General features: G+C 43.0%; 23 protein-coding genes. 13 read left to right on the forward strand and 10 right to left on the reverse strand.

The window, feature by feature from the left end; translation table 11 throughout:
• Positions 1-10 precede the first annotated feature (10 nt).
• Complete coding sequence (locus tag SLU01_RS12785; protein WP_147058931.1) at positions 11-1,201, forward strand: DNA polymerase IV; 1,191 nt, start codon at positions 11-13, stop codon at positions 1,199-1,201.
• An 8-nt stretch (positions 1,202-1,209) separates the two neighbouring features.
• Positions 1,210-2,148 (forward strand): ribonuclease Z, encoded by a 939-nt coding sequence (gene rnz / locus SLU01_RS12790; RefSeq protein WP_147058933.1) that lies wholly within the window; start codon positions 1,210-1,212, stop codon positions 2,146-2,148.
• A 54-nt stretch (positions 2,149-2,202) separates the two neighbouring features.
• Here rnz and namA read toward each other — a convergent pair whose 3' ends face one another.
• The 4 genes from namA to SLU01_RS12810 form a co-directional block, all read right to left on the reverse strand.
• On the reverse strand, positions 2,203-3,219 hold the full coding sequence (gene namA, locus SLU01_RS12795; protein ID WP_147058935.1) for an NADPH dehydrogenase NamA: 1,017 nt from the start codon (positions 3,217-3,219) through the stop codon (positions 2,203-2,205).
• Between the two features lie 69 nt (positions 3,220-3,288).
• The gene (gene proC, locus SLU01_RS12800) at positions 3,289-4,119 is read right to left on the reverse strand and encodes a pyrroline-5-carboxylate reductase (RefSeq protein WP_147058978.1); all 831 of its coding nucleotides are present in this window, start codon (positions 4,117-4,119) and stop codon (positions 3,289-3,291) included.
• Between the two features lie 316 nt (positions 4,120-4,435).
• Positions 4,436-5,560: a hypothetical protein gene (locus SLU01_RS12805; protein WP_147058937.1), complete on the reverse strand. Its 1,125-nt coding sequence runs from the start codon at positions 5,558-5,560 to the stop codon at positions 4,436-4,438.
• A 12-nt stretch (positions 5,561-5,572) separates the two neighbouring features.
• Positions 5,573-6,721, reverse strand: coding sequence for an SPFH domain-containing protein (locus tag SLU01_RS12810; RefSeq protein ID WP_147058939.1), 1,149 nt, complete (start codon positions 6,719-6,721; stop codon positions 5,573-5,575).
• A gap of 164 nt (positions 6,722-6,885) precedes the next feature.
• On the opposite strand from SLU01_RS12810, the gene SLU01_RS12815 reads away from it, so the two are divergent.
• Positions 6,886-7,830, forward strand: a complete 945-nt coding sequence (locus SLU01_RS12815; RefSeq protein WP_147058940.1) for an MBL fold metallo-hydrolase — start codon at positions 6,886-6,888, stop codon at positions 7,828-7,830.
• Positions 7,817-8,572, forward strand: a complete 756-nt coding sequence (locus tag SLU01_RS12820; RefSeq protein WP_147058942.1) for an SDR family NAD(P)-dependent oxidoreductase — start codon at positions 7,817-7,819, stop codon at positions 8,570-8,572. The genes SLU01_RS12815 and SLU01_RS12820 overlap by 14 nt, the downstream gene beginning before the upstream one ends.
• Positions 8,573-8,631: 59 nt before the next feature.
• Here SLU01_RS12820 and SLU01_RS12825 read toward each other — a convergent pair whose 3' ends face one another.
• On the reverse strand, positions 8,632-8,910 hold the full coding sequence (locus SLU01_RS12825) for an alpha/beta-type small acid-soluble spore protein (RefSeq protein WP_147058943.1): 279 nt from the start codon (positions 8,908-8,910) through the stop codon (positions 8,632-8,634).
• 130 nt (positions 8,911-9,040) lie between these two features.
• On the opposite strand from SLU01_RS12825, the gene hprK reads away from it, so the two are divergent.
• The 3 genes from hprK to SLU01_RS12840 all read left to right on the forward strand — a co-directional run bounded on the left by hprK (position 9,041) and on the right by SLU01_RS12840 (position 11,420).
• A complete protein-coding gene (hprK, locus tag SLU01_RS12830; RefSeq protein WP_147058945.1) occupies positions 9,041-9,958 on the forward strand; it encodes an HPr(Ser) kinase/phosphatase in 918 nt (305 codons plus the stop codon).
• Positions 9,959-9,979: 21 nt separating this feature from the next.
• Positions 9,980-10,810, forward strand: a complete 831-nt coding sequence (locus SLU01_RS12835; protein ID WP_147058947.1) for a DUF2785 domain-containing protein — start codon at positions 9,980-9,982, stop codon at positions 10,808-10,810.
• 307 nt (positions 10,811-11,117) lie between these two features.
• Complete coding sequence (locus SLU01_RS12840) at positions 11,118-11,420, forward strand: hypothetical protein (RefSeq protein WP_147058949.1); 303 nt, start codon at positions 11,118-11,120, stop codon at positions 11,418-11,420.
• Here SLU01_RS12840 and SLU01_RS12845 read toward each other — a convergent pair.
• Both SLU01_RS12845 and SLU01_RS12850 read right to left on the reverse strand, forming a co-directional pair.
• Positions 11,384-11,746 (reverse strand): DUF2500 domain-containing protein, encoded by a 363-nt coding sequence (locus tag SLU01_RS12845; RefSeq protein ID WP_147058951.1) that lies wholly within the window; start codon positions 11,744-11,746, stop codon positions 11,384-11,386. The two genes, SLU01_RS12840 and SLU01_RS12845, sit on opposite strands and share 37 nt — an antisense overlap.
• Before the next feature lie 59 nt (positions 11,747-11,805).
• Positions 11,806-12,246 (reverse strand): OsmC family protein, encoded by a 441-nt coding sequence (locus SLU01_RS12850; protein ID WP_147058953.1) that lies wholly within the window; start codon positions 12,244-12,246, stop codon positions 11,806-11,808.
• 297 nt (positions 12,247-12,543) lie between these two features.
• Between SLU01_RS12850 and helD the strand changes: the two genes are divergently transcribed.
• From helD to SLU01_RS12875, 5 genes are all read left to right on the forward strand, one after another.
• Positions 12,544-14,874, forward strand: coding sequence for an RNA polymerase recycling motor HelD (helD, locus tag SLU01_RS12855; RefSeq protein ID WP_147058955.1), 2,331 nt, complete (start codon positions 12,544-12,546; stop codon positions 14,872-14,874).
• A 690-nt stretch (positions 14,875-15,564) separates the two neighbouring features.
• Positions 15,565-15,981 (forward strand): DUF4871 domain-containing protein, encoded by a 417-nt coding sequence (locus tag SLU01_RS12860; RefSeq protein ID WP_147058957.1) that lies wholly within the window; start codon positions 15,565-15,567, stop codon positions 15,979-15,981.
• Between the two features lie 53 nt (positions 15,982-16,034).
• Positions 16,035-16,523, forward strand: a complete 489-nt coding sequence (locus SLU01_RS12865) for a nucleoside deaminase (RefSeq protein ID WP_147058959.1) — start codon at positions 16,035-16,037, stop codon at positions 16,521-16,523.
• Between the two features lie 142 nt (positions 16,524-16,665).
• Complete coding sequence (locus SLU01_RS12870; RefSeq protein WP_147058961.1) at positions 16,666-17,727, forward strand: permease; 1,062 nt, start codon at positions 16,666-16,668, stop codon at positions 17,725-17,727.
• Positions 17,728-17,889: 162 nt separating this feature from the next.
• Positions 17,890-19,542 (forward strand): FAD-binding dehydrogenase, encoded by a 1,653-nt coding sequence (locus SLU01_RS12875; RefSeq protein WP_147058963.1) that lies wholly within the window; start codon positions 17,890-17,892, stop codon positions 19,540-19,542.
• Between the two features lie 42 nt (positions 19,543-19,584).
• Here the strand turns inward: SLU01_RS12875 and SLU01_RS12880 are convergent, their stop codons facing one another.
• The gene (locus SLU01_RS12880) at positions 19,585-20,799 is read right to left on the reverse strand and encodes an MFS transporter (RefSeq protein ID WP_147058965.1); all 1,215 of its coding nucleotides are present in this window, start codon (positions 20,797-20,799) and stop codon (positions 19,585-19,587) included.
• Between the two features lie 229 nt (positions 20,800-21,028).
• Here SLU01_RS12880 and SLU01_RS12885 point away from each other — a divergent pair, with 229 nt between their 5' ends.
• Complete coding sequence (locus tag SLU01_RS12885; RefSeq protein WP_147058967.1) at positions 21,029-21,886, forward strand: YitT family protein; 858 nt, start codon at positions 21,029-21,031, stop codon at positions 21,884-21,886.
• A 22-nt stretch (positions 21,887-21,908) separates the two neighbouring features.
• Here the strand turns inward: SLU01_RS12885 and SLU01_RS12890 are convergent, their stop codons facing one another.
• Together SLU01_RS12890 and SLU01_RS12895 are read right to left on the reverse strand one after the other, a co-directional pair.
• On the reverse strand, positions 21,909-22,892 hold the full coding sequence (locus SLU01_RS12890; RefSeq protein WP_147058969.1) for an LCP family protein: 984 nt from the start codon (positions 22,890-22,892) through the stop codon (positions 21,909-21,911).
• A 217-nt stretch (positions 22,893-23,109) separates the two neighbouring features.
• Positions 23,110-24,492 (reverse strand): DHA2 family efflux MFS transporter permease subunit, encoded by a 1,383-nt coding sequence (locus tag SLU01_RS12895; RefSeq protein WP_147058971.1) that lies wholly within the window; start codon positions 24,490-24,492, stop codon positions 23,110-23,112.
• Between the last annotated feature and the right edge of the window lie 285 nt (positions 24,493-24,777).

Consider the following 24,777-nt stretch of genomic DNA (forward strand, 5'->3'; position numbering starts at 1 on the left):
GGAGAGGCGAATGACAAATGCAAGCGGGTCGCAGGCCAAAGTCATCCTTCATCTTGATATGAATAGTTTTTTTGCTTCAGTCGAACAAGCTCATGATCCGACATTAAAAGGCATACCGATGGCAGTAGCAGGGAATCCGAAAGAACGACGGGGTATTCTTGTCACTTGTTCCTATGAAGCTAGAGCGTTAGGCATCTATACGACGATGTCTGTCGGTGAAGCGAAACGGATTTGTCCACAACTTGTTATCGTACCGCCTGACCATGAGAAGTATCGGATTGCTTCTGACGCTGTATTTACCATTTTGCGGACGTATACGGGACTTGTCGAACCGGTTTCTATAGATGAAGCTTACATCGATATTACGGATATTGGCGGATTAACGAATGCCGTACAAATTGCGACCCAAATGCAGCAAAGGATTTTGCATGAATTAGATTTGTCTTGCTCGATCGGCATTGCTCCGAATAAGTTTCTCGCAAAGACTGCTTCAGACATGAAAAAACCGATGGGCATTACGATATTGCGGAAAAGGGAAGTACCTGATATCCTTTGGCCGTTGCCTGTTATCGAGATGCATGGCATCGGAAAAAGTACAGAAAAACGGTTGAATGGCATCGACGTTTTTACAATTGGAGATCTTGCTAAAGCTGATGAAATACTTATTAAAGCAACTTTAGGGAAAAATGGGGTGCGACTTCAAAAACGTGCGAACGGGATTGATCATCGCCCAGTCGATCCGGATGCAGCTGAAGAGCGGAAGAGTGTCGGAAGTTCGACGACATTACCGATTGACGAAACGGAACTGAATGCTTGCCTTGAGATTTTTAAGAAGTTATCAATGAAAGTTGCGCAGCGATTAGATAAAAGGCAACTTGCCGGAACAATCGTCATGATTCAAATCAGGACATCCGACTGGCATAATCAGACGAGAAGTCGTACCGTATTAAATCCGATTTACAAAGCGAATGATATTTATAAAGAAGCAGCCGATCTTTTCAGGCGTCATTGGGAAGGGGATCCTGTCCGACTGTTGGGAATAACGATTTCTAATGTCATTCCGATGAACGAACTTTATGAACAGTTGTCGATTGATAACTTTGAAAGGTATGCGAATGAAGCGAAAATGGAAGAGCTTGTGAAGGAGTTAGAGGGAAAATTCGGTCCCAACTCCGTGAAACGAGGCATTAAAGAAAGGTAGGTGTCAAAGTGGAGTTGGTATTTTTAGGGACGGGAGCGGGCATGCCGTCAAAATTACGCAATACATCCTCGCTCATCTTGAACTTATCCGCCGAACAGGAAGGCTATTGGATGTTCGATTGTGGCGAAGCGACACAGCATCAATTGTTAAGAACGTCTATCAAACCGAGGAAAATCAATAAAATTTTCATTACACATCTTCATGGTGACCATATTTTTGGCTTACCTGGATTCTTGGGCTCTCGCTCTTTTTTAGGCGGGGACGAAGAGCTGACCATCTATGGACCGGTTGGAATCAAGGAATGGATTTCCACGACACTCCGTATTACAAAGACACATTTAACATACCCGTTGACGATACATGAGATCGATGAGAACGTACTTTTTGAGAATGAGCGATTCAAAGTATTGACGAGAGAACTGGAACATGTTATCCAATGCTTCGGCTTCAGAATTGAGCAAAAGCCGTTGCCTGGAAAGTTGCTCATCGAGAAAGCTTATGAAAGTGGAGTTCCTAAAGGGCCCTTATTGAAGAAGTTGAAGGATGGAGAAGACGTGGAGCTGGAAAACGGTAAAACCGTTTTTAGCACAGATGTGACGGGTGATCCTCAACAAGGATTTACAATTTCTATACTGGGAGATACACGGTATTGCCTTGCTTCGGTTGATTTGGCAAATGAGGCTGATATTTTAATCCATGAAGCAACATTCGACATGGAGACCGGTGATCTTGCGAAAGATTATGGTCACTCAACGATTGGTGATGCAGCGCAGACAGCGAAAGAAGCGAATGTGAAAGCATTAATCGCCAATCATATAAGTGCCCGTTTTATGCCAAGCGATATTGCGGAGTTGAAAGAACAAGGACGCGCCATTTTCCTCAATTTGCATATCGCTGAAGACTTCACCCATTTCGAATGGAAAAACGAACAATTACAAAAGAAATAAGCTGTCGTTAAGTCAAAAATGACTGCGACAGCTTTTTAGCATTCTCTTTTTTGTTTACACCCAACCGCGCTCATACTGTTTTGGCGACTCGATTTCCACGCCTAATTCTTTCGCTGCGGTATATGCCCAATAAGGATTCCTTAATAATTCACGTGCCAGAAACACCATATCGGCTCGTTCATTTTTCAAAATTTCCTCGGCTTGAAGGCCTGATGTTATCAATCCAACTGCTCCGGTTGCAATACCCGCACCTTTTTTGATGTTCTCCGCAAAAGGCACTTGATATCCTGGATATGCGTCTATTTTAGCGGGAACAACCGCTCCGGAACTCACATCGATCAAATCGACATCTTGTGTCTTCATCCACTTCACCATTTCAAGATAAAGTGCCGAAGTCATACCGCCTTCTGTATAATCCTCTGCAGAAATCCGGACAAATAAAGGGCCATCCCAGACAGAACGGACGGAATCTATAATCTCTCGTAAAATGCGGTACCTATTTTCCGACGAGCCTCCATATGCATCGCCGCGTTTATTTGTCAGGGGTGACAGAAATTCATTGATCAAATAGCCATGTGCTCCATGCAATTCAATCACGTCGAAACCGGCCTGCTTTGCCCGGACGGCTGCATCTTTAAATGCACTGACCGTTTCCTTAATATCTTCGACAGTCATCTCAACAGGTGTCTTGTATTGTTCATTGAAACGGATTGGACTTGGCGCAAAAATATCGCCGTCAACAGTCGCTTTCCTCCCTGCATGTGCAAGCTGGATTCCTGTCTTCGCACCATGCTGTTTCATAAGACGCACGATTTCAGATAGCCCTTCCAACTGATCATCATTCCAAATCCCGAGATCTTGATCCGAAATCCGACCCTCTGGTTGTACAGCTGTTGCCTCGACGATGATCAATCCGACTTGCCCGACGGCTCTTGTTGCATAATGGGTCTTATGCCAGTCTTCCACTTTACCATCTAAATTGTGAGATGAGTACATGCACATTGGTGCCATCACGATTCGATTTTTGAATTCCACACCGCGTATTGAATAAGGTGAAAATAACATTGCCATTTCATGACCTCCTACAGTTACATTAATCAAAGTATAGCGCAATACATTCCAGAATGTTCGTTGTTTGCTTCATTCTTTCATAGTAGCGGAGGAGGAAGTGGAGCCGAGTTCCCGAGAACGCGTTTCAGCGCTCTGGATACATTCGGCAATTATTTTTTTAAATGAGTTCTTTTCCAATGCCTTAATACCGGCCTCGGTCGTGCCGTTCGGACTCGTCACGTTCGTTCTCAATACAGAAGGCTCTTCACCCGTTTGTCTTAACATGGCAGAAGCGCCTTCAAACGTTTGGATGATCAGCTCGCGTGCAATTTCCTTTGACAAGCCTTCCGTGATTGCGGCTTCCTCCAAAGCCTCTACCATATAATAAATATATGCCGGACCGCTGCCCGACAAGGCTGTCACCGCATGCAGTTCATCCTCTTGAACTTCCTTTACGATCCCGATTCCGGATAACAGTGTTAGAATACGTCGTTTCATTTGTTCATCGACAGCATGATTCATAGATACACCGGTTGCTGATTTTCCGATAGTGGCGGATGTGTTCGGCATTGAACGAGCGATCGGGCGGCTACCAAGTCCACATTCGATCGTTGCGATTGATACACCGGCAATTACGGAAAGCACAGCGGCGTTTTCATTTAAAAATCCAGCAATATCCGCCATCGCTTGATGGATATCTTTCGGCTTCGTCCCCAAAACAATCAACTCTGCATCTCGTAAAGCTTTCCTTTCGGGACAAACAATCGAAACACCATACTTCTGCTGCAAATAGGAGAGCCGATCATCGTCCGACTTGTTCATTACAAACACGTCACGGGGATGCATGACACCGCCGTCCACGATTCCAGCGATAATTGCCTCTGCCATTGACCCGGCACCTACAAATACGATAGTCCCCATTCTCACCATTCCTTTCAAATGAATAAAAAAATGCGCTTCCGTCCCGATATCATCAGGACGAAAACGCATGTTTCCGCGGTACCACCTAAATTTGCCGGGAATTATCCGGCACAACTTATAAACTTTCATAACGTGAAAGGCACGGCTATGTTTCCATAGCAGCTCGGAAGGAGGTTCGGGGCGGGAGAGGGATGCGGCTTCCAGTCATTGGCCGCACTTCCTGGCTACCATCACCACCACTACTCGTCTTCTTCAACGCTCAAAATGTTTAAATCGTTTAAAAGATTATTGCATTTACTCTGATAGAAGTCAACAATCATATGAAATCCTGGAAGAAAAAGACGATCCCTACAACTAGGATTGTGAGTAATACAGTAAATGTCACTTTCCAAACGCTGATTGGCGCACGGCCGCTCACTTTACCGGTTTGGCCATTCACGAGGAAGCGGTAAACTTTATTGTTAAAGTTGAAAGAAGATATCCAAAGCGGTAATAAAATATGTTTGAAAGTAATGCCATCATAAGCCGTATCAACCTTAACAATCCTTACCTCATCACCAGTCTCCTTGCGAAGAATCCCGTTTTGAATACGGGAATCGATAATATCCCTTGCCGCAAGCCATCCTTCCTTTAAAGGAATGGAGTAACGTTCAGCGAGAAAACCCGATAAATATTCCGTCCGATAATCGAGCAAGCCAGATAGTTGAAACGGTTCTACTTTATCAATTAAGCCGGAAGCGACATTTTTTGAGGCTTTTACGAGGACATCATCGTAAAACTTATGATAAGTTCCGCGTTCAGTGCGCCATCTGATCTTTCGGACTTGCTCCGTGACTACTTCTGTTTTACCATCACGTTGGACTGTCCGAGTTTCTGTTACATAGTAATACGTACCGATCTTCACAATATAAGCCGATTTAGTATCCGAGTCGAATGTCCAGTATGGGATATAAGCACCGCTGATTTTCTGCAACTCATATCCATTTTTCAATTTGGAGGGGGCGAAGTGCCGCTTTGAAATCCATTTTTTGAACTTATCAACCGCTTCTTCTTTCGATATATGAAAAGGTAGGACCAAAGCGGGCTTAATGCCGGCATCGTTCTCCGTGACTGTAATATGTGATGATCCGCAAAATGAACAGAAGTCGGCAACTTTGTCTTTATCCAATAAGGTTTCCGCACCGCAATTATCACATTTGAAAACTCTTTTTTCATCGCTCCAACTATGGTCAGCCTTGTCAAGTGCGCCTAAATAATCATGCTCGGTCGTATTTTCACGGGTCGCCTCGATTTCAACTTCCGACCCGCAAAAAGGGCATTTCAACCCTCGCGAAACAGGATCATATACGGTGTTCCCCCCACAAGAGGAGCACTGGTTCACTTCGGTATCTTCAATTTTGTTTTCATCCATGAAGTCCTCGTTATTATCCAATTTAGTCATCCGGTTTCACCTCTAACCTTCAAGTCCCTCTCCACAATCACCACAAAACTTTGCTGCTGGTCCGTTGATTGCTCCGCAGGTCTCACATTTCTTCTCAGTAACTTGTTTTGCCCCGCAATCGCCGCAAAACTTCGAGCCTTCCTTAATCTCCGCCTTACAATTGACGCAAGGGACCGTCTTCTGTTGGACAGTTTTACCGCATTCCGGACAGAATTTTGCTGTTGCTCGAATTTGTGACTGACAATGTGGGCAAGCGATTTTTGCTGATTCTACAGGAGCAGGAGAAGCTGGTTGTTGCTGATTGGCATTGAATGCGCCAGCCATCGCATTACCGATTGCTGCTCCAGCGCCGATGCCGGCACCTGTTGCAGCCATACCGCCGCCTTCATTGCGCGCCGCTTCACGGATCGCTTCAGCAGCCTGGTATTGAGTATAGGTGTTCATGTCTCCAAGGACACCCATTGTTGTGCGCTTGTCCATCGCTTGTTCAACTTCTTTAGGCAATGACAGATTCTCAATATAGAGGGAAGTGATTTCAAAACCGAATTGGGCAAAACGTTCCTGCATCTTAGCTTTGCCTTCTGTACTGAGCTCGTCATAATGCATTGCAAGATCAAGTGCCGGAATTTGGGATTCCGCAAAAAGATCAGTCAATCCCGATAGGATCATTTTTTTCAAATGGCTTTCAATGTTGCTCGTATCATAAGAAGCGTTCGTCCCGAATAATTCTTTCAAAAAGACGACTGGATCAGCTACTTTATAGGAATAGATTCCATATCCACGCAAACGGATCATGCCAAATTCAGGGTCGCGCATCATAATCGGATTCGACGTTCCCCATTTTTGATCAATGAATTGCTTCGTGTTCACAAAATAGACTTCCGCCTTGAAAGGGGAGTTGAATCCTGTCTTCCAAGATTTTAGTTTTGTTAGCACTGGCATGTTTTGTGTATAAAGCACATGATTGCCAGGCATGAATACGTCGGCAATCTCTCCTTCGTTCACGAAGATCGCTACTTGTGATTCCCTGACGATCAAACTGGCACCCATTTTGATTTCATTATTTTGTACCGGAAAACGGTAGACCATCGTATTAGAGCTTTGATCGGTCCACTCGATGACTTCGATGAATTGACTCTTGAAAAAATTAAAAATCCCCATATTCATCCCCCTAGTAAAAAGTTATGGTCATTATAACATACTACGTTCAAGCAGTTTAAAAGTTTCACATAGTTTCCCAAGGATGACGCAGCTTGGTAAAAGATGTACAATAGACTGAATAACCATTCATTAATTATCTGGAGAAATTAGAAGGAGTTACGCATATGATCCATAAAATTGTTATTCCTACACCGTTTGCAGTCGGTGATGTCAATGCATTTGTCGTGAAGGGGGATGCGCTTTCGATTGTCGATGCCGGTCCGAAAACGCCGGAAGCACTCGAAGCTTTGAAGCAAGGGTTGAAAGAGATTGGCTATACGTTCAACGATATAGAACAAGTGATTTTAACGCATCATCATCCAGATCACGCGGGTTGGATGGACGCTTTTGACAGAGCTGAATTGATCGGTCACCCTTATAATGATCTTTGGTTGAAAAGAGATGCGGCTTTCATGGAGTACCATGACCGTTTCTATTTGGATTGTTTGAAAGAAGAAGGGGTACCGGAAGTCAATTTCAAATGGGTGGAAAAGATGAAACGGCCAATAAAATTGATGGGCGAACGGACACTGGACAGAACGATTGGGGAAGGTGACGAGTGGAGCGGACATCCAGGTTGGATTGTGATGGAAACTTTAGGGCATGCACAAAGTCACATTGCTTTGTTCAACGAAAAGACGGGTGAAATGATCGGCGGCGACCTCGTTCTTGAAAAGGTATCATCCAATCCATTGATTGAACCACCTGCGAACCCAAGTGATGCCCGTCCGAAATCCATGCTTCAATACAATAATTCCTTGACGAGGCTTTTGGATTTGCCGATTGACATTGTATACGGCGGACATGGGAATGAAGTGCAGGATGTGCATTCACTCATTGAAACCCGTTTACAAAAACAACATGAACGCGCCATGAAAGTGCATGGCATGTTGAATGAAGGAAGCAAGACAATCTATCAATTAACCCAGCAATTATTCCCTGCTGTGTATGAAAGGGAATTGGGGCTCACCTTATCCGAAACAATCGGACAAACCGATTATTTGCTGTCGAAAGGGTTGATTCGCGAAAATGTAGGTGAAGGCGGCGTCTTGAATTATGAACAGACGTAAAGTCTTACTAACAGGGGCGACGAGTGGTGTCGGTTTTGCTGTAGCTATGCGGTTATTGGCTGATCCGGATAATTTCAGTGTCTATGCGACAGGCAGGGCGCCGGATAAATTATGGGAACTGCAAAGCGAAGGTGCAGAAGCCATTCCGGCAGATGTAACGAATATGGATAATATGAAAAAGGTCTTGGAAAGAATAGGTGAGCCGGACATTGTCATTTTCTCGGCAGGCGTCGGTCTTTTTGAAGCAGCGCACTTACTGCCGGAAGAATCCATCCGCATGATGATGGAAACAAATGTAATCGCGCCGATTGCGCTCACCAAATGTATCTTGCCGCAAATGATGGAGCGTCAAAAAGGTCATCTGATTTATATCGGTTCTCAAGCAGGGAAAGTAGCAACGCCCAAATCTTCTGTCTACGCGGCGACAAAGCATGCGTTGATCGGCTATACTAACGCATTGCGGATGGAAGTTGCAGAATACGGAATAGATGTCAGTGTCATCCATCCGGGACCGATTGATACGCCTTTCATCGATGCGGCAGATCAAACAGGGAAATACCGGTCCTCTTTAGGAAAACATTTACTTCAAGTTGATAAGGTTGCCGAGACGATCGTGAAAACAATCAAAAAACCTGTCCGCGAAATCAATCTGCCAGGCATTATGGGTGTGACTAGCAAACTTTACGCTGTAGCGCCAAGTTTAGTTGAAAGACTTGGCCGAAAATACTTCATGAAAAAATAGCTGTCGATGTGGACAGCTATTTGTTCGGTAGTTAACAGTTTCTTCATAAGCAGCACTTATTATTGTTGATTCTTTGCCATTTGCTCCTGTGCCAACCGGACCATCTCTTTTACCATATTACCACCAATTGGCCCTCCGATTTTTCCTGCTTGCTCCGACGTCAGTTTTCCATTATAGCCATCTGATAAGGGAATTCCTAATTCCTTTGCGACCTCATATTTAACAGCATCCGGACGTTCATTATCGACTTTGTAACCTTTCGCTTTCATTACATCCGCTTTTAACTGATCCAGCTGTTTACGGGCTTGGGGTACTAAAATTTTATTTTTGCTAGGCATCGTATTCGCTCCTTTCAATATAGTCTTCTCCGATTTGTCGAAAACATGTGAAAGAAAAATACTACATAAACTAAAATATTCCTTTTCATGTTATACTATTGACAAATTACATGAGCAGGGAAGTGCGGCAATGAAAACGGTAACGATTGAAAATGTCGTGAAACGATTCAAACTGGAAGTTCTCATCGGGCATAATCAGCTTGATAGAATTTTAAAAAAGACGAAAGTTCGAAGACCAGGACTGGAATTCATGGATAAATTCGATTTTATCGCAACAGAACATGTTCAGATCCTTGGGAAAAACGAAATCAATTATTTGCATACATTATCGGACGAGGAGTGCAAGTTGCGAATTGCCAATATCGTTCAATACGATCCGCCTTGCATTATTATCACTTCCAATCAGGAAGAACCGCTTGGTTTACGTCAATATTGCACAGAAGAGCATATCCCCGTGTTAAGAACACCCGATTCGACAAGTGAAATGAGTGCAAAATTAGACGCTTATGTTACGAAGGCGATGGCACCTGAAATTGCTGTCCATGGGGTTTGTGTCAATGTTGCAGGGATTGGTATTTTATTGCGCGGAAAATCAGGGGTCGGAAAAAGCGAAACGGCTCATACATTGATCGGCAGGGGACATCGCCTCATTGCAGATGATATCGTTGTGCTGAAAAAGCTGAGTCCACAAACACTTCTTGGAACGCATAATGAAAAAAATAAGGAATTTCTTGCGTTGCGAAGTATTGGCCTGCTGAACGTTGTCAGGCTTTACGGCCGGGCGGCTTTTCAAGAAGAGAGCCGAATCGCCCTCGATATCGAATTAACGGAGTGGCAGGAAAATGCGTTGAACAATGAACTCGAGCTAGATACGAAATATAAAACGTACATGGACGTCCAAATTCCACATATCCAAATCCAATTGCAACCAGGGAGAGATGTGGCCGGCCTAATTGAAGCAGCAGCAAATAACTGGTATCTACAACAGCAGGGGTATAGCGCAGTGGAGGAATTCATGAAGCGGCTTGAACCTGAATTTGAAGAGTGATTTAGAAATGCGAGGTACGTAATGAAACTACAGATAAAAGAAGTATTAGAGATGGAAGACAAGCAATGCTTTTCATATATGCAAAAGCATGGTGAAGAACTGTTTGCATACATGCTCAAAAGCGTGGGCTCGACCGACGGTGAATTGCGGGATGAATTGATTTATCGATTAATTGTTAAATTAATTTCAGGCGATTTTCTGAAACGCGAACTTTTGATAAAAGCTGTGGAAGAGATCGTGAGTGATCGTTATTTATTCGCATCAATCGGTGAAATTGAGTCGGATACGGTTTTCATACGCTCTTTTTCCTCATTATGGCTGACAGCACTCCTATGGAAAGACAAAGAACAACCTTTTTTAGAAGACGATTTGCGTAAGTATGCTTTTGAGAAAAGCGCAATGTATCTAGCAAAAGAAATGGATACCCGCGGATTTGTAGACGGGAAAGGATGGGCGCATAGTATCGCCCATGGAGCAGATCTTGCGACAATGGCGGTGAACCATCCCTCGTTGGAACTTAAACTGATTCCAGTAATTCTTGAAGGAGTTTCAACATGTTTTTGGAAAGGCGGCGTTTATACGGACGATGAGGATGAACGTCTAGTTTCTGTCGTTTTGTCTCTCGTAAAGCAAGATTATCCGGAAGAGGTTCTCGTAGAATGGTTGGAACAGATATTTGACCGTCTAGACCGAGCGGCTTCCAGAATGGATGGCTCAGCTACCTTTTATCATGCCCGCACGAACATTATGCAATTTATGAAAACCCTTTATTTTGCTTTGATGAAAGCGAATCAAGCCCCTCGATTGCGAAGCGATGTTTCGTATTCCATCCAAAAATGGCAGCGTGTTTAATAGTTTTTTTTCTTTCGGAAACGTCTTGAGAACTATTTAATTGCCCGTGAACGCCTATTTTGCCTGCGACCGGGACATTAAGAACTATTTAATTGCCCGTGGGCGTCTGATTTTGCCTCGCCCGGGACATTAAGAGCCGTTTAATTGCCCGCGGGAGCCTGATTTTGCCTCGCCCGGGACATTAAGAGCTGTTTAATCGCCGGATATACCTATTTTGCGGATCCGTGGAGTAACAAAAGAATAAGCTGTCCGGAAAATCAATACAAACTGATTTTCCGGACAGCTTTTATTTATATAGAGCGAACTAATGAATTGTGACTGGCATTTTCTGTTGCTTGTAGTGGAAGGCGGCGACTCCAGCGAACGCCGTTACGAAGAACGGCGTTTGCGAGCACAAGCGCAGCGTTGCGAGCAGGGAGTAGCTGGCGGATGCCTTAATTTCTGCAAAAAGCGCGCAGAAATACGGCAAATCGAACTCTTCGTTGTTCGATTGGCTGAAGCCATGCCCGCGGAAAGCGTCCGCCTGGAACGGAAAGCAACTGTTCGTTTCTTTAGTTTGTTTTATTTAGATGTTTATTTCCTTTCAAAACCTAAATATCGCGTCCCTTGAAACGTTAGAATGCCAAAATCTCCTTCTACTAACATTCCGTATTCAGAGTCTTTAACACCCAATTCCACACGGTCGCCGCTTTCTACTTGAAATGTCACATAATACCACGTCGAGGCGGATGAGTCACCGCTGCCTCCCGATGTTTGTGATCGTTTCGTCACGACTTGCGAAGGAACTGATAGCCTAGGTGAATTGTTATTCTTTGTCCATTGACTAAGTCCTTTAACAATAACAAACACGAATGTACCGATTACTAGTATGGGAATGACGACCATAAAAATAGGAAGAAATGAAAACATGAAACCGTCAAATGAATTAAAACCCATAGGGACACCTCCAATACTATATTCTACGCTTGAAAGGATAGATGGTTTCATTCTGTTGGCTATTGAATGATCGGTTCAACAGATACCTCGACATTGCCTTTTAAGGCTCGGCTAATCATGCATGAAGTCTCCGCTTTCATAATTAACCGCTGTACAATGATACGCTTCTTCTCAGTAGTATCTTCCGGCAAAATGATTTCCGGCTTATGTATAATCTTCTTGTATGTAATCACGCCGTTTGTAACATCGACAATCCCGACGGATTCCATCGTCAAGTTTTCCTTTTCAATACCGTTTCGTTCCAGCATAGCCGCGAGGGTGATGATATAGCAGGTTGCAGCTGCTCCAAGCAGCATTTCGTCAGGATTTGTTCCGATGCCCGGCCCATCCATCTCTATGGGAATAGAAACTTGAGTATTCAAGTTCAATGTTTCAATTGTACCTACATCATTTCGTAGTCCCGGCCACTCCGCTTTTAAATGAAATTCATGTTCTGCCATTATCTTATCTCCTTTCTACTAAGATTCATTATATACCAGTTCGCGACTTTTTCTAACAGCTGCTAATACTAGAATGATGATTGGAATTAAAATGAATAGAAAAAGGCAGTTGAAATGAATTCATTCCAACTGCCTTTTTTATCATGACCGACCATTGAATTAACTGAGGTTTTATGGTAAGTTTATATAGATAGACTCTTTATAATTAAAAGTATATATTTTCCCTACTTTAATTATATAATGCAATCTATTCGTTTGTCAACCCTTTAACTCATTTTTTTAAGGAGTGTGTTTCATATGAAATCATCTTTTCAGCAGGAGCAGCAACGAGTGGACGATGTATTGGAAATCATTTCGAAACGGATACACAAATTGGAGGAGGATACGTCCCGACAACGAAATGAAGTAGTAAATATCCGGAAGCATTTCTGGGATGAAATCAAGGTCAATGTAGATTCTTTTGATGATTATCTTGAAACGATCATTGGCTTAAGACAAGAGGCACAAGCATTAGCTGTCAGCCAAACGACACATCGGCATGCAGCCAAAAGATTGTCAACACTGCGCCGGATGAAAGAAATCCCGTATTTTGGTCGAATTGATTTCATTGAAGAAGGCGTTTCAACTGAAGAACAAATCTATATTGGAATTGCAACGCTATCTGATGACAGTGGTGAAGATTTCCTAATTTACGACTGGCGAGCACCGATTTCAAGTGTCTATTACGATTATCAACCGGGAGACGCTTCATATGTAACCCCAGGTGGACTTATCCAAGGAGAGTTACTGAAAAAATGGCAATACCTAATTCGGGGCGGGACCCTTCAATCAATGTTCGATACGAGTCTTACAATCGGGGATGAAATATTACAGATCGCATTGGGAAAAGGGACCGACAAGCATATGCATAGTATCGTAGCGACGATTCAGCAAGAGCAAAACCGAATCATACGTCACGACACTGGAAAGCTTCTCATCGTTCATGGTCCGGCAGGAAGTGGAAAAACGTCAGCCGCTCTTCAGCGGATCGCTTATTTACTATACAAATACCGGGAGAGTTTGAATGCCGATCAAATCATTTTATTTTCACCGAATGCGTTATTCAATAGTTACGTCTCCAATGTTCTGCCGGAGCTAGGTGAAGAGAATATGCAACAAGTCACTTTCCAAGAATACTTGAATCATCGGTTAAGCAAGGACTATCAAGTTGAAAATCCTTACGATCAATTGGAATATGTTTTAACAGCTATGAATTCCCCTTCCTATAACTCGAGGGTTGAAAGCATCCGATTCAAAGCATCCCCGATTTTCTTTCAAGCGATTGAATCATATAGGAAATCGTTAGAGATTTCAGGATTGTTTTTTAAGGATTTGATGTTCAGAGGAAAGCCGATTGTGTCCAATGAGCAAATGGCTGAAAGGTTTTATCAGGCCGACACTTCACTCCGTTTCCATAATCGACTTGAAAAGTTGAAGGACTGGTTACTGAAAAAGATTAATGAAACGCAAAAGCAAGAATGGAGTCAACCTTGGGTACAGGAAAAAATTGAACTGCTTAGCGATGAGGAATATCATAAGGCACATGCATACTTAGCGAAGAAGAATGGATTTAAAAGGGAATCGATCGCTGATTATGAGATGGAGCCGAAAGAACTTGCCAAATTGATTGTTCAACAACGATTAAGGACATTACGAAAAAGGGTAAAAGCGATGGAGTTCATCGATATGAAGGGGATCTATATGCAGCTTTTTGCTGACGCTTCACACATAAAGCAATGGTTGACTACGGATCCCCCAGCGGAATGGCCGGCTATCTGTCGAGCTACACAAAAGATGTTAGATGAAAATCGACTACATTACGAAGATGCCACACCTTTCTTGCTGTTGAACGAGCTTATCCAAGGGTTTCAGGCGAATCGTACGATTAAACATATCGTCGTTGATGAGGCGCAGGACTATTCACCTTTTCAGTTTGAGTTTTTGAGACGGCTGTTTCCATCGGCAAAAATGACCGTGTTAGGAGATTTTAATCAGGCAATCTTTGCGCATGCAAGCGAAACGGTTGATTTCCAAATGCTTACCGGTCTATATGGTCCTGATGAAACAGACGTGATCAACATGGCAAGAAGCTACCGTTCCACTAAACCGATCATCGAATTCACACGGAAATTGGTGCCAAATGGCGAGCAAATCATTCCATTTGAACGTGAGGGTGAGCAGCCTGTGTTAAAACAATTGGGTGATCATGCAGAGCTGCATCGCAACATTGCGACGAAAGTCGATGAATTACGAAATGACGGCTACAATAGCATTGCGATTATTTGCAAATCAGCCGAAGAAAGCAGAAGTGCATTTGAGGCACTATCCTCCATTGCCGACATTAAATTGTTGAGGACCGGTTCGATGGAGTATGAGCAAGGAGTCGTCGTTGTACCGACGTATTTAGCCAAAGGCATTGAATTTGAAGCGGTCATTATTTATGACGCTTCTGAGCATGTATATGGCGATGAGAGCCTTCGCAGACTATTCTACACGGCCTGCACAAGAGCCATGCATTATTTACAATTGTACAGTGTTGGAGAACCGACCCCCGTTGTTGCAGACCGTTTCGGAAGAATGATTCATTAGAAATGCAAATCACATTTACTGGCAGTTGGAATGAATTCGTTCCGGCTGCTTTTTCATATTTAACCGGTTCGGTTGATGGGGAGAAAACGTTAAATCCAGTTGTTTCTCAACTGCAGTGCTCATTTAATTGCCAGCGGGAGCCTAAATATCTCTCGACCGGTACATTAAGAGCTGTTTAATTGCTCGTGGGAGCAAAAATATCTCTCGACCGGTACATTAAGAGCCGTTTAACTGCCCGCGGGAGCCTGAATTTCTCTCGACCGGTACATTAAGAGCTGTTTAATTGCCCGTGAGAGCCAAAACTCCTCTCGACCGGTACATTAAGAGCTGTTTAATTGCCCGTGGGAGCCTAAATATCTCTCGACCGGTACATTAAGAGCCGTTTAACTGCCCGTGGGAGCCAAAATATCTCTCGACCGGTACATTAAGAGCTGTTTAATTGCCTGTTGAAGCTAAAATATCACTCTACTGGTACATTAAGAGCTGTTTAATCGACCGTTATTAATACCTATTTTTCCAATCCGTAGGGTAATTAAAGAATAAATGCTACCTCTTTCAGATGAAAGCTAGATTTCTGAAGGAATTCGGCAAATCTATGATAGAATAAGTTAAAATGTTTAAAGGTTCTGTGTAATATGATGCTTGGGGATAATAGAATTCAAAATAAATGGAGGGGAGAGATGGGAGTAAGTGAAAAGGTATATTTTTTCACTGCTTTTAGTTGGATTAATTTTAACTAGGTGTGCCGATAAGGAATCTGCTGACTGGAAAGTAAGTCCAACGTTTACAAATGAAAATGTGATTCTGCATGGGACTAAGGGAAAATTTGGTGTTGTTAAACTGAATGGAGAAGCAGATGAGCCAGCGTTCCCAGCAGATCAAGGGAGATTGTATGCTATTTACTTTTTAGAAAATGGATTTAGTGGTCAAGCATATAAGATTACAGCGACCCACCAAGATACGGGAGAGCTTGTAAAACTTCATGAACAGGAAATTTTCAATACGGAAAGTCAAGCTAAGTTTGGAGTTAAAGAGGCGGGACTTTGGAAGATTGATGTGGCTGTTGATGGCAAGTCGTATACAGATTTTGTTGTTGAAGCAGAGTAGTTTGCAATGAACTGTCCAATCCAAAACTAAAAACAGTATAAGGAGCATTGATTATGATAAATGAGACAGATTTAAAGTATCTGCAACGTTGCATTGAACTGGCGAAGCTTGCGCTGGAGAAAGGTGACGAGCCCTTTGGTTCAGTCTTGGTATCAGCTACTGGGGACATGCTTGTGGAAGATCATAACCACGTCGCGGGCGGTGATCACACGCAACACCCCGAATTTGCTATAGCGCGATGGGCAGCAGAGAATTTGACGTTAGAAGAAAGGGAGAAGGCCACCGTATATACTTCAGGTGAACATTGTCCGATGTGTGCTGCGGCGCACGGTTGGGTAGGTTTGGGCCGGATTGTATACGTCAGTTCGTCCGCGCAACTTGTACAATGGTTGAGCGAAATTGGGGTTAATGTTTCTCAATCGCGCGTTCGAAGTCTGCCGATCCACGATGTTATCCGTGATACTCCAGTCGACGGCCCTGTTCCTGAACTGGCGGAGCAAGTTCGCGAACTCCACCGCCAGTTTCACGCTAGAAATCGTTAGGGATCTAGTAAAATATCTTATTGAAAACGCTCAATCCGGGCGTTTTTAATTTGCTTTTTCTGCTGTTTTATTTTTCACTCGGCATTTTTATCTTATAGTGATATAATAACTTGTTGGTATATTTCATTTGGAGGTCCTATCATTGAGGCAATCTACTTATTCGGAGTCGTCCAGATCTAAAAGGACGATTATTTTCGTTATAGCATTCTTTTTAATTGCGATTGCAGGATTGGCGTATGTTAAGTGGGTCCCATATTACGGAAAAAGTTTCTTGGCGGCTACAACCCATTCAATCGGTGATTCCATTTTGGGTGATCCGTCTGCCACAGGTTCTTTTTCATGGGAAAGTGCTACGTCATATGCTTTAACATATTTTAAGGCTGTTTGGAAAGCGGCTGTATTAGGAATCATTTTGGGATCGTTGATACAGGTTTTACTTCCCGCTAACTGGCTGCTGAAAGTACTTGGTAAAACCTCGTTTGGGAGCACCGCGATTGGCGGTCTGTCGGCACTTCCAGGAATGATGTGTACATGTTGTGCCGCTCCCGTTGCTGTAGGTTTACGCAAGAAAAATGCGTCTGTCGGCGCAAGTTTAGCATTTTGGATTGGCAATCCGATGCTAAATCCGGCAACGTTGATTTTCATGACGTTTGTGTTGTCATGGAAATTCACTTTATTACGTGTCGTCTTCGGCATCGTGTTAACGTTCGGCGTTAGCTATTTAGCGAATCGGTTCGTCAAACAGACAAACTCTGTAGATATTGAATCCATTATGGACAAGGCGCCGATGGAAGAGACAGGATCATTCCTGGTGAGATGGATGAAAAGCTTAGGATCAATGTCCCTCTATATTCTTCCAGCGTATGTTTTATCTGTTCTTTTAATGGGGGCTGTACGTGTGTGGCTGTTCCCACATGTTGGCGAAGTCGCCGCGAATACGATTGTCACGATTATTCTATTTTCGATTGCCGGGATGCTGTTTGTCATTCCTACCGCGGCAGAAATCCCGATCATTCAAACATTTATGTCCTTTGGGCTAGGCGGGGGCCCTGCTGCTGCACTTCTTGTCACGTTGCCTGCCATTAGTCTGCCCTCACTTCTATTGGTGGCAAGATCATTTCCAAAACGTGTCTTATTATTTGTGAGTGCAGCAGTTGTTACATTAGGGATAGTTAGCGGCTTGGTCGGTATGGTTTTATTGTGAAAAAGTTGTATACAAACGAGAGGAAAGCCTTCGAGAAAAAGGCTTTCCTCTTTGTGTTTTTGAAGTCTTCATCTTCATATGCTTGCAAGAGAAAAGGGAATACTGCCTCCTATATCGAATGTAAAAGATAGAAAGAAGTATAGGGGAGAATGGGGGAGCTCAATGGGGTATGATGTAATCGTAGTTGGAGCTGGGCTAGCTGGTCTTGTGGCAACGGCTGAATTGACTAAGGCAGGCAAGAAGGTTTTATTAGTGGATCAGGAATCAGAAGAATTTCTCGGTGGACAAGCTTGGTGGTCTTTTGGTGGGCTGTTTCTTGTTGATTCGCCTGAACAAAGGCGCCTTGGTATTAAAGATTCTTATGAACTTGCCATGCAAGATTGGATGGGGAGCGCTGGATTTGACCGGGAAGCCGATGAAGATTATTGGGCTAGAAAGTGGGCGGAAGCTTATGTCGAATTTGCCGCTGGAGAGAAAAGGGAATGGCTGCGTTCGCTTGGCATTCGCTTTTTTCCGGTAGTTGGATGGGCGGAACGTGGGGGCTATTTAGCAGAAGGACATGGGAATTCAGTTCCTAGGTTTCATATTGTGTGGGGAACAGGCCCAGGCATTGTCCACCCGTTTGAAAAGGCTGTTCGTCAAGGGATCGATGACGGTTTAGTCGATTATCGACCACGGCACCAAGTCGACGAATTATTGACGAACAATGGGACAGTGATCGGAGTTCAAGGATCTATTCTTGAAGGAAGTGATGTGAAAAGAGGGGAAACAAGTTCGCGCACGATCATCGGTGAATTTACATATAAGGCACCTTCAGTCGTTGTTTGTAGTGGCGGAATCGGTGCGAACTTTGACATGGTCAAAGAAAATTGGCCGAAACGTCTCGGCAACCCTCCCGACAAAATGATTTCGGGTGTGCCCGCTCATGTGGATGGCAGAATGTTGCCGATTACTGAAAAGGCAGGCGGACGTATCGTCAATAAAGATCGGATGTGGCATTATACGGAGGGCATAAAAAATTGGAATCCGATTTGGCCATCACACGGTATCCGTATTCTCCCCGGGCCTTCCTCCATATGGCTGGATGCTGAAGGGAATCGCTTTCCGGCGCCGAATTTCCCAGGGTTCGATACACTTGGAACGTTGCAAACGATACAGCAGACGGGATATGACTACTCTTGGTTCATCCTGACAGAAAAAATTATTGAAAAAGAATTTGCACTATCTGGATCTGAGCAGAACCCGGATCTAACCGGAAAAAGCATCCGCCAAGTCCTGTCCAGAGTGCTACCAGGTCCTCCTGCGCCCGTAAAGGCTTTTATGGACAAGGGGGAAGACTTCATTGTCGCTAAGTCATTAGAGGAGTTGGTTCAGGGTATGAATGACCTTGTTGGCAATGAATTATTGGACGTTGCGCATATTGAACGGCAGCTGCTTGCAAGGGATCGTGAAATGGAAAACACTTTTACAAAAGATCTTCAAATTACCGCAATGCGCGGGGCGAGGAATTATATTGGGGACAAATTGATCCGTGTTGCTAAACCTCATAAAATATTGGACGAAAAAAATGGCCCTCTCATCGCAGTTCGTCTGAACATCTTGACAAGAAAAACGTTAGGCGGTCTTCAAACCGATCTGGAAGGCCGTGTTCTGAATGACACGGGAAAGGCTGTGCCGGGTTTGTATGCGGCAGGGGAAGTTGCCGGTTTTGGCGGAGGAGGAGTACATGGATACAGGGCACTTGAAGGGACCTTCTTAGGCGGTTGCCTATTCTCCGGAAGGCAAGTTGGAAGAGCACTTAGTAAAATAAAATGAAGTGAAAAAAGCATTTCCCATTCAGCTAGGGAAATGCTTTTTTCAAATCATCAGTGCAGTTTTTCTTGCGTATTTCAAGTAGACAATAAAGAATAAAACAGCACTTAGGAAACGTAACACCGAATTCAAGTACATCGCAACTTCCACCCCTAATTGATTCAACAGCCAAATACCTATTTGAGGTGCGATAAATGCGACGACTGACAATAAAATATTATAAGTTGTAATGCAATACGTCCTTACTTCATCGGGTGATTGTTCCAATAGTAAGTTGAATAAGAGCAATACTACGCCCGCCAGGAAAAATCCTGAAGAGGTTTGGATGAATGTAATATAAAAAAGGTTCGTCGATAGGACGGTCAGAAAAGGCGTTGTTGCCATCCCGATCGCTGCCCAAACGAATACTAATGTATTCGATCTCTTCTCGGCCCATTTTTTCCACAAAGGAAAAGATATGATCTGGGCTAACATACTGCCGACCGAAAACATGCTGATCCAAAAAATCGTCGCGCCAACTACTCTGACATGATAAATATTGAAAATGCCCCATGCCATCTGCCATGCAAAATTAAAGAACAAAGCTGCGATAAGAAACGATACATAATTTTTATGCTTGAAAATCGACCAATCCATTGTTTTTTTCTTCAATAGAGGACCTTCTGTTTTCGTCTGTCCTTCATCATGCTTCATCAATAAGAACACTTCAAACAAACCGAAGCAGAAGGCGATTCCAAATAAGATTTGATAAGCGACCACACTGGCGGAAGCATCTTTCATTAAAATACCGATGATAAGTGTTGAACAAAGTCCAACAACTGTTAGCAATCTATTTCGATCGCTAAAAAAAGTCCCTCGATTGGACTCTGGGACTAAGCCACTTATAAACGTCTGCCAACCGACATTGGCGACGGTATTCGGCAAGTTCATAAGCGCGATGACAATTAGAAATACCCAAGCTTGTGATGGTTGCGAAGGGATGTAGACAAGCCCGATGATCAAAAGGAACATCAGTCTCGCGACTAACACGGACATTGCAACAAGCTTTTTCTGTGCCTGTGCACGGTTCAATAAAATCGCTGCTGGGATTGTCATAAGCAAAGCCATTAATGGCGGCAGGGAACTGATTAAACCGACTTGATAATTCGTCGCACCTAAAATCGTTATGGCGAAAATCGGGAAAAAGTTACCTGAAAAGTTTGTTGCGATCGTTGAAGCCATTCCGTGGTAAATGCTGATCTTTTCGTTATATGTGCGCATGGTCACTCCACATTTCTATGAATATAAAACCTTTACACAGAATTATATACGTTGATTTGCAGAAAACAAGTGTATTTTGGAATATAGCAAACAAATTTACAAATGGAATTATAACCACGGGTATCCGCTGGTCTTTTTCTGTCGGAGAAAGGTAAGAATAGTCAAATGAAGATTATTATGTTGAAATGAAGTATAATCAATAATCTACTGATTGGACTAGGAGGTACTTATGTTTTTTATTGAAGCGAAACGAATCATTGTGGTCATATTCGGATCTTTACTAATGGCGATTTCACTGAATTTCTTTCTGATAAATGCCAATGTCTACGCAAGTGGATTCTCGGGAGCGGCTCAGCTTGTTTCCAGCGTTTTGTATGATCATCTTGGATTATCATTAAGTACAGGAATACTTCTTTTATTATTCAATATTCCCGTATTCATATTAGGTTGGTACAAAGTTGGCAGGGGATTTACAATCTATAGTATTGTCTCCGTACTTTTTACCACCCTTTTCCTTGAGGTGCTGCCCGTTCTGTCTGTGTCAGATGACATTATTTTAAATGCGGTTTTCGGCGGTGTTATCGCGGGTGTAGGCGTTGGTATCTCATTGAAGCTAGGTGCGTCTACTGGGGGAATGGATATCGTCGCTATGGTGTTGTCACGCCTGCAGGATAAACCGATCGGAACATACTTCCTATTGCTTAACGGGATCATCATCGTTCTTGCGGGAGTACTCTACGAACCCGAGAATGCTTTGTACACGATGATTGCACTTTACGTCACTACCGCTGTCATTGACATGATCCATACGCGACATGAGAAGGTGACAGCGATGATTATTACTCATAAGGCGGAAGAGCTTCAAAGTGCGATCCATGAAAAAATGGTACGCGGTATTACGATTGTTCCGGCAAAAGGTGCATATACAAAAGAAGAAAAAAATATGCTGTATTTAGTGATCACCAGGTATGAATTATATGATTTGGAAAAGATCATTAACGAAGTGGATCCGAAAGCATTTACAAATGTCGTTCAAACTGTTGGGATCTTCGGGTTCTTTAGGCGAGAAGGCGATCCTGTTAAATAATCAAAAAAACGAGGCATCCCGTTTATTGGGATGCCTCGTTTTTTGCTTCAGTTACATCTTTTTCACTAGTATCACTTAAAAAGTCATTCAAGCTTTCAATGTTTTTCTCCAGATCGATATCCAGAACCTCGCCGACATAGTCAAAACGTTTATCTGTAAAAGAGCCATCTACTGGTATTCGCAACGTTTCAATTTTTCCGGATTTATTATCCATAATCCCTTTGCCGATTGAAAGAATCGTCATCTTGTCGAGATTCGTGTCAACATAAGCATCAGCAGCACCTAAAAGCTTTGGTAAACTCAATATGCTATGAATGCTAACAGCTTCGTCCTTCAATTTGGAAAGTACTTCTTGTTGGCGTTCCACCCGGCCAAAGTCATTTTTGTAATCATGACGGAACCGGACATAACCTAAAAGCTGATCGCCATGCAAAGTCTGGACTCCAGGTTTCAACGTCATATAGATGCCGTGCTCCATCGTATACGGAATATCAACTTCAATTCCGTCTGGAGCAATAATGTCTACAATTTTAGGGAACCCTTTGAAATCGACCATCGCATAATAGTGTACATCCAAACCGAAGTTTTCTTTGATTGTCTGACGGACCATCTCTGGGCCGCCTATTGGAAATGCAGCATTAATCTTTTGCTTACGATGTCCTGGAATTTCTACATATGTGTCACGCATTATGGAAATGAGTTTAACCTTTTTTGTATCCTGATTATAATTCGCAATCATTAACGTGTCTGAATGTCCGTCTTCTTCTTTACGGGCATCCGAACCTAGAAGTAGAATATTAATTTCCCCGAATTGAGGTTCTGGACCATCAAAAATTCCGTAATCCTCGTTTTTTTCTTTCAAAGGACCGTCTTCTGAAAGTGATAATCCCTTATTGTATTGATCGACCCAGTAATAAATTCCAAAGGCAAGTACTACTAAAACGATGCCAATACTGATGCCAATCTTTTTCTTCTTTTTATGTTTCCGATTTTCAGATCTACCCAAGTCGGGTCACCGCCTCATCTATATGAAAAATAATTTAGTTGTTTGTTTAGCACGCGTATCATACCACCTAACTATATAATCGGCAAGTAGAAATTCCCGTCTATATAGACGAATTATGCGTGAAAAAGTTTTACATATGCTAGAAATCCAATTTTCGCACAAATAAAAAGCCGTAGTGTGAAGGGATCTCCACCTACAGCTTTCAATAAATCTACAATTACGTCCTTTTCATGAATAATGAAAGGATGACGTTTACTATTGCTAACAGAAGACTGATTTTAAATACGAATGCGGAGCCTGTGGCTGCAGCAGTCTGGAAGTCTGAAGCAACACCGGCCAATAGATTGTTTTGCTTTGCAGTGAAAAGGGAGACCATGATGGCTATCCCGATTGCTCCTGCCACTTGCTGCGAAGTTTGCGTAATAGCAATGCCATCCGGATAAAATTGTCTTGGCAATGCATTCAATGTATTCGTTTGTACGGATGCTAGTACCATACCGACCCCAAGCATCATGATAATATGGGTGACAACCAACATCCATATCGCCGTTTCTGTTCCATACATGGCATATAAGCCATAACCGATGACAATCAGAATCGTCCCCGGAGTGATCACAGCACGAGGTCCGTACTTATCAAATAACCGGCCGATAATTGGAGCTAAAATACAGTTTAATATACTACCTGGGAGTAGAATTAGACCAGTCACGAACGCTGAAACCAAAAGTGCCATTTGCATATACATCGGTAATATGACGAGCATCGATAACATATTCAGGAAGACGATGATGTTCATCATAAGACCTAGTACAAACATCGGGTAGTTAAATGCTTTTAAATTCAACATCGGCTGTTGCATCTTCGTTTGACGGACGGCAAATAATACTAGTGCGAGCAATCCAACAACAATTGTGCCAAGCACTGTACCATTTGTCCAACCAAGATCTCCGCCAACACTCACTCCGTATACGACACCACCAAAACCAATTGTGGAAAGTATGACGGAAAGGCTATCAATCGAGACTTGGCGGGTTTCATTAACATTTGGAATGAAGACATATCCAAAGATAAGGGAGAACAAAAGGAATGGGATCGTGAACCAGAAGATCCAGTGCCAGGACATTGTATCTAAGATGAATCCTGATAATGTTGGACCGAATGCTGGACCTGCCAAAATGACTAAGCCCATGATACCCATTGCTCCTCCTCGTTTATTCGGAGGATAGATTGTAAAAATGACATTTTGGGTTAATGGTAAAATAATTGCAAGCCCTGCCGCTTGAATAACACGCGCCGTCAATAACAGGCTGAAAACAGGGGCTATAGCTGCGAGCACTGTACCGATAATAGAGAAAAATAAAGACGCCATGAACATTTGGCGTGTCGTAAATTTCTGCATTAAAATTCCGGTGACAGGCACTAGAATGCCAAGCGTTAAAAAGTACCCTGTTGCAAGCCACTGAATCGTTGTAGGATCTACTTCAAAAATGTGACTTAATTCTCCAAGAGCTATATTTAAAGCTGTTTCGCTGAACAGTCCGACAAACCCCGCCACCAAGAGGGCGGTCATAATCGGACCGGTTTTAATTTCTTTATTCACTTCGTAAAACTCCTTCATTTAAATTGGTTTGCCGCTGAAATATTATCAATAATTATCTCCCTTATTAATTCATCCACTATCACACCTTCATATCCCTTTCGTTGACAAAGGTTTTTCGCGATGATGATTATCTGCGATTTCGTTTCCATTTCATCGGTTCACCTCCGTAAACCGACTGTCTGTTTTTCACTATAGCAAAATAAAATCAGATGATGTAAGTGTTAATTTCGTTCCTTTGCATACGAATTCATAAAATGGACACAACTCGACATGTAGAAAAAGGTT

The sequence above is a fragment of the Sporosarcina luteola genome (assembly GCF_007991495.1).
GTDB classification, from domain to species: domain Bacteria; phylum Bacillota; class Bacilli; order Bacillales_A; family Planococcaceae; genus Sporosarcina; species Sporosarcina luteola.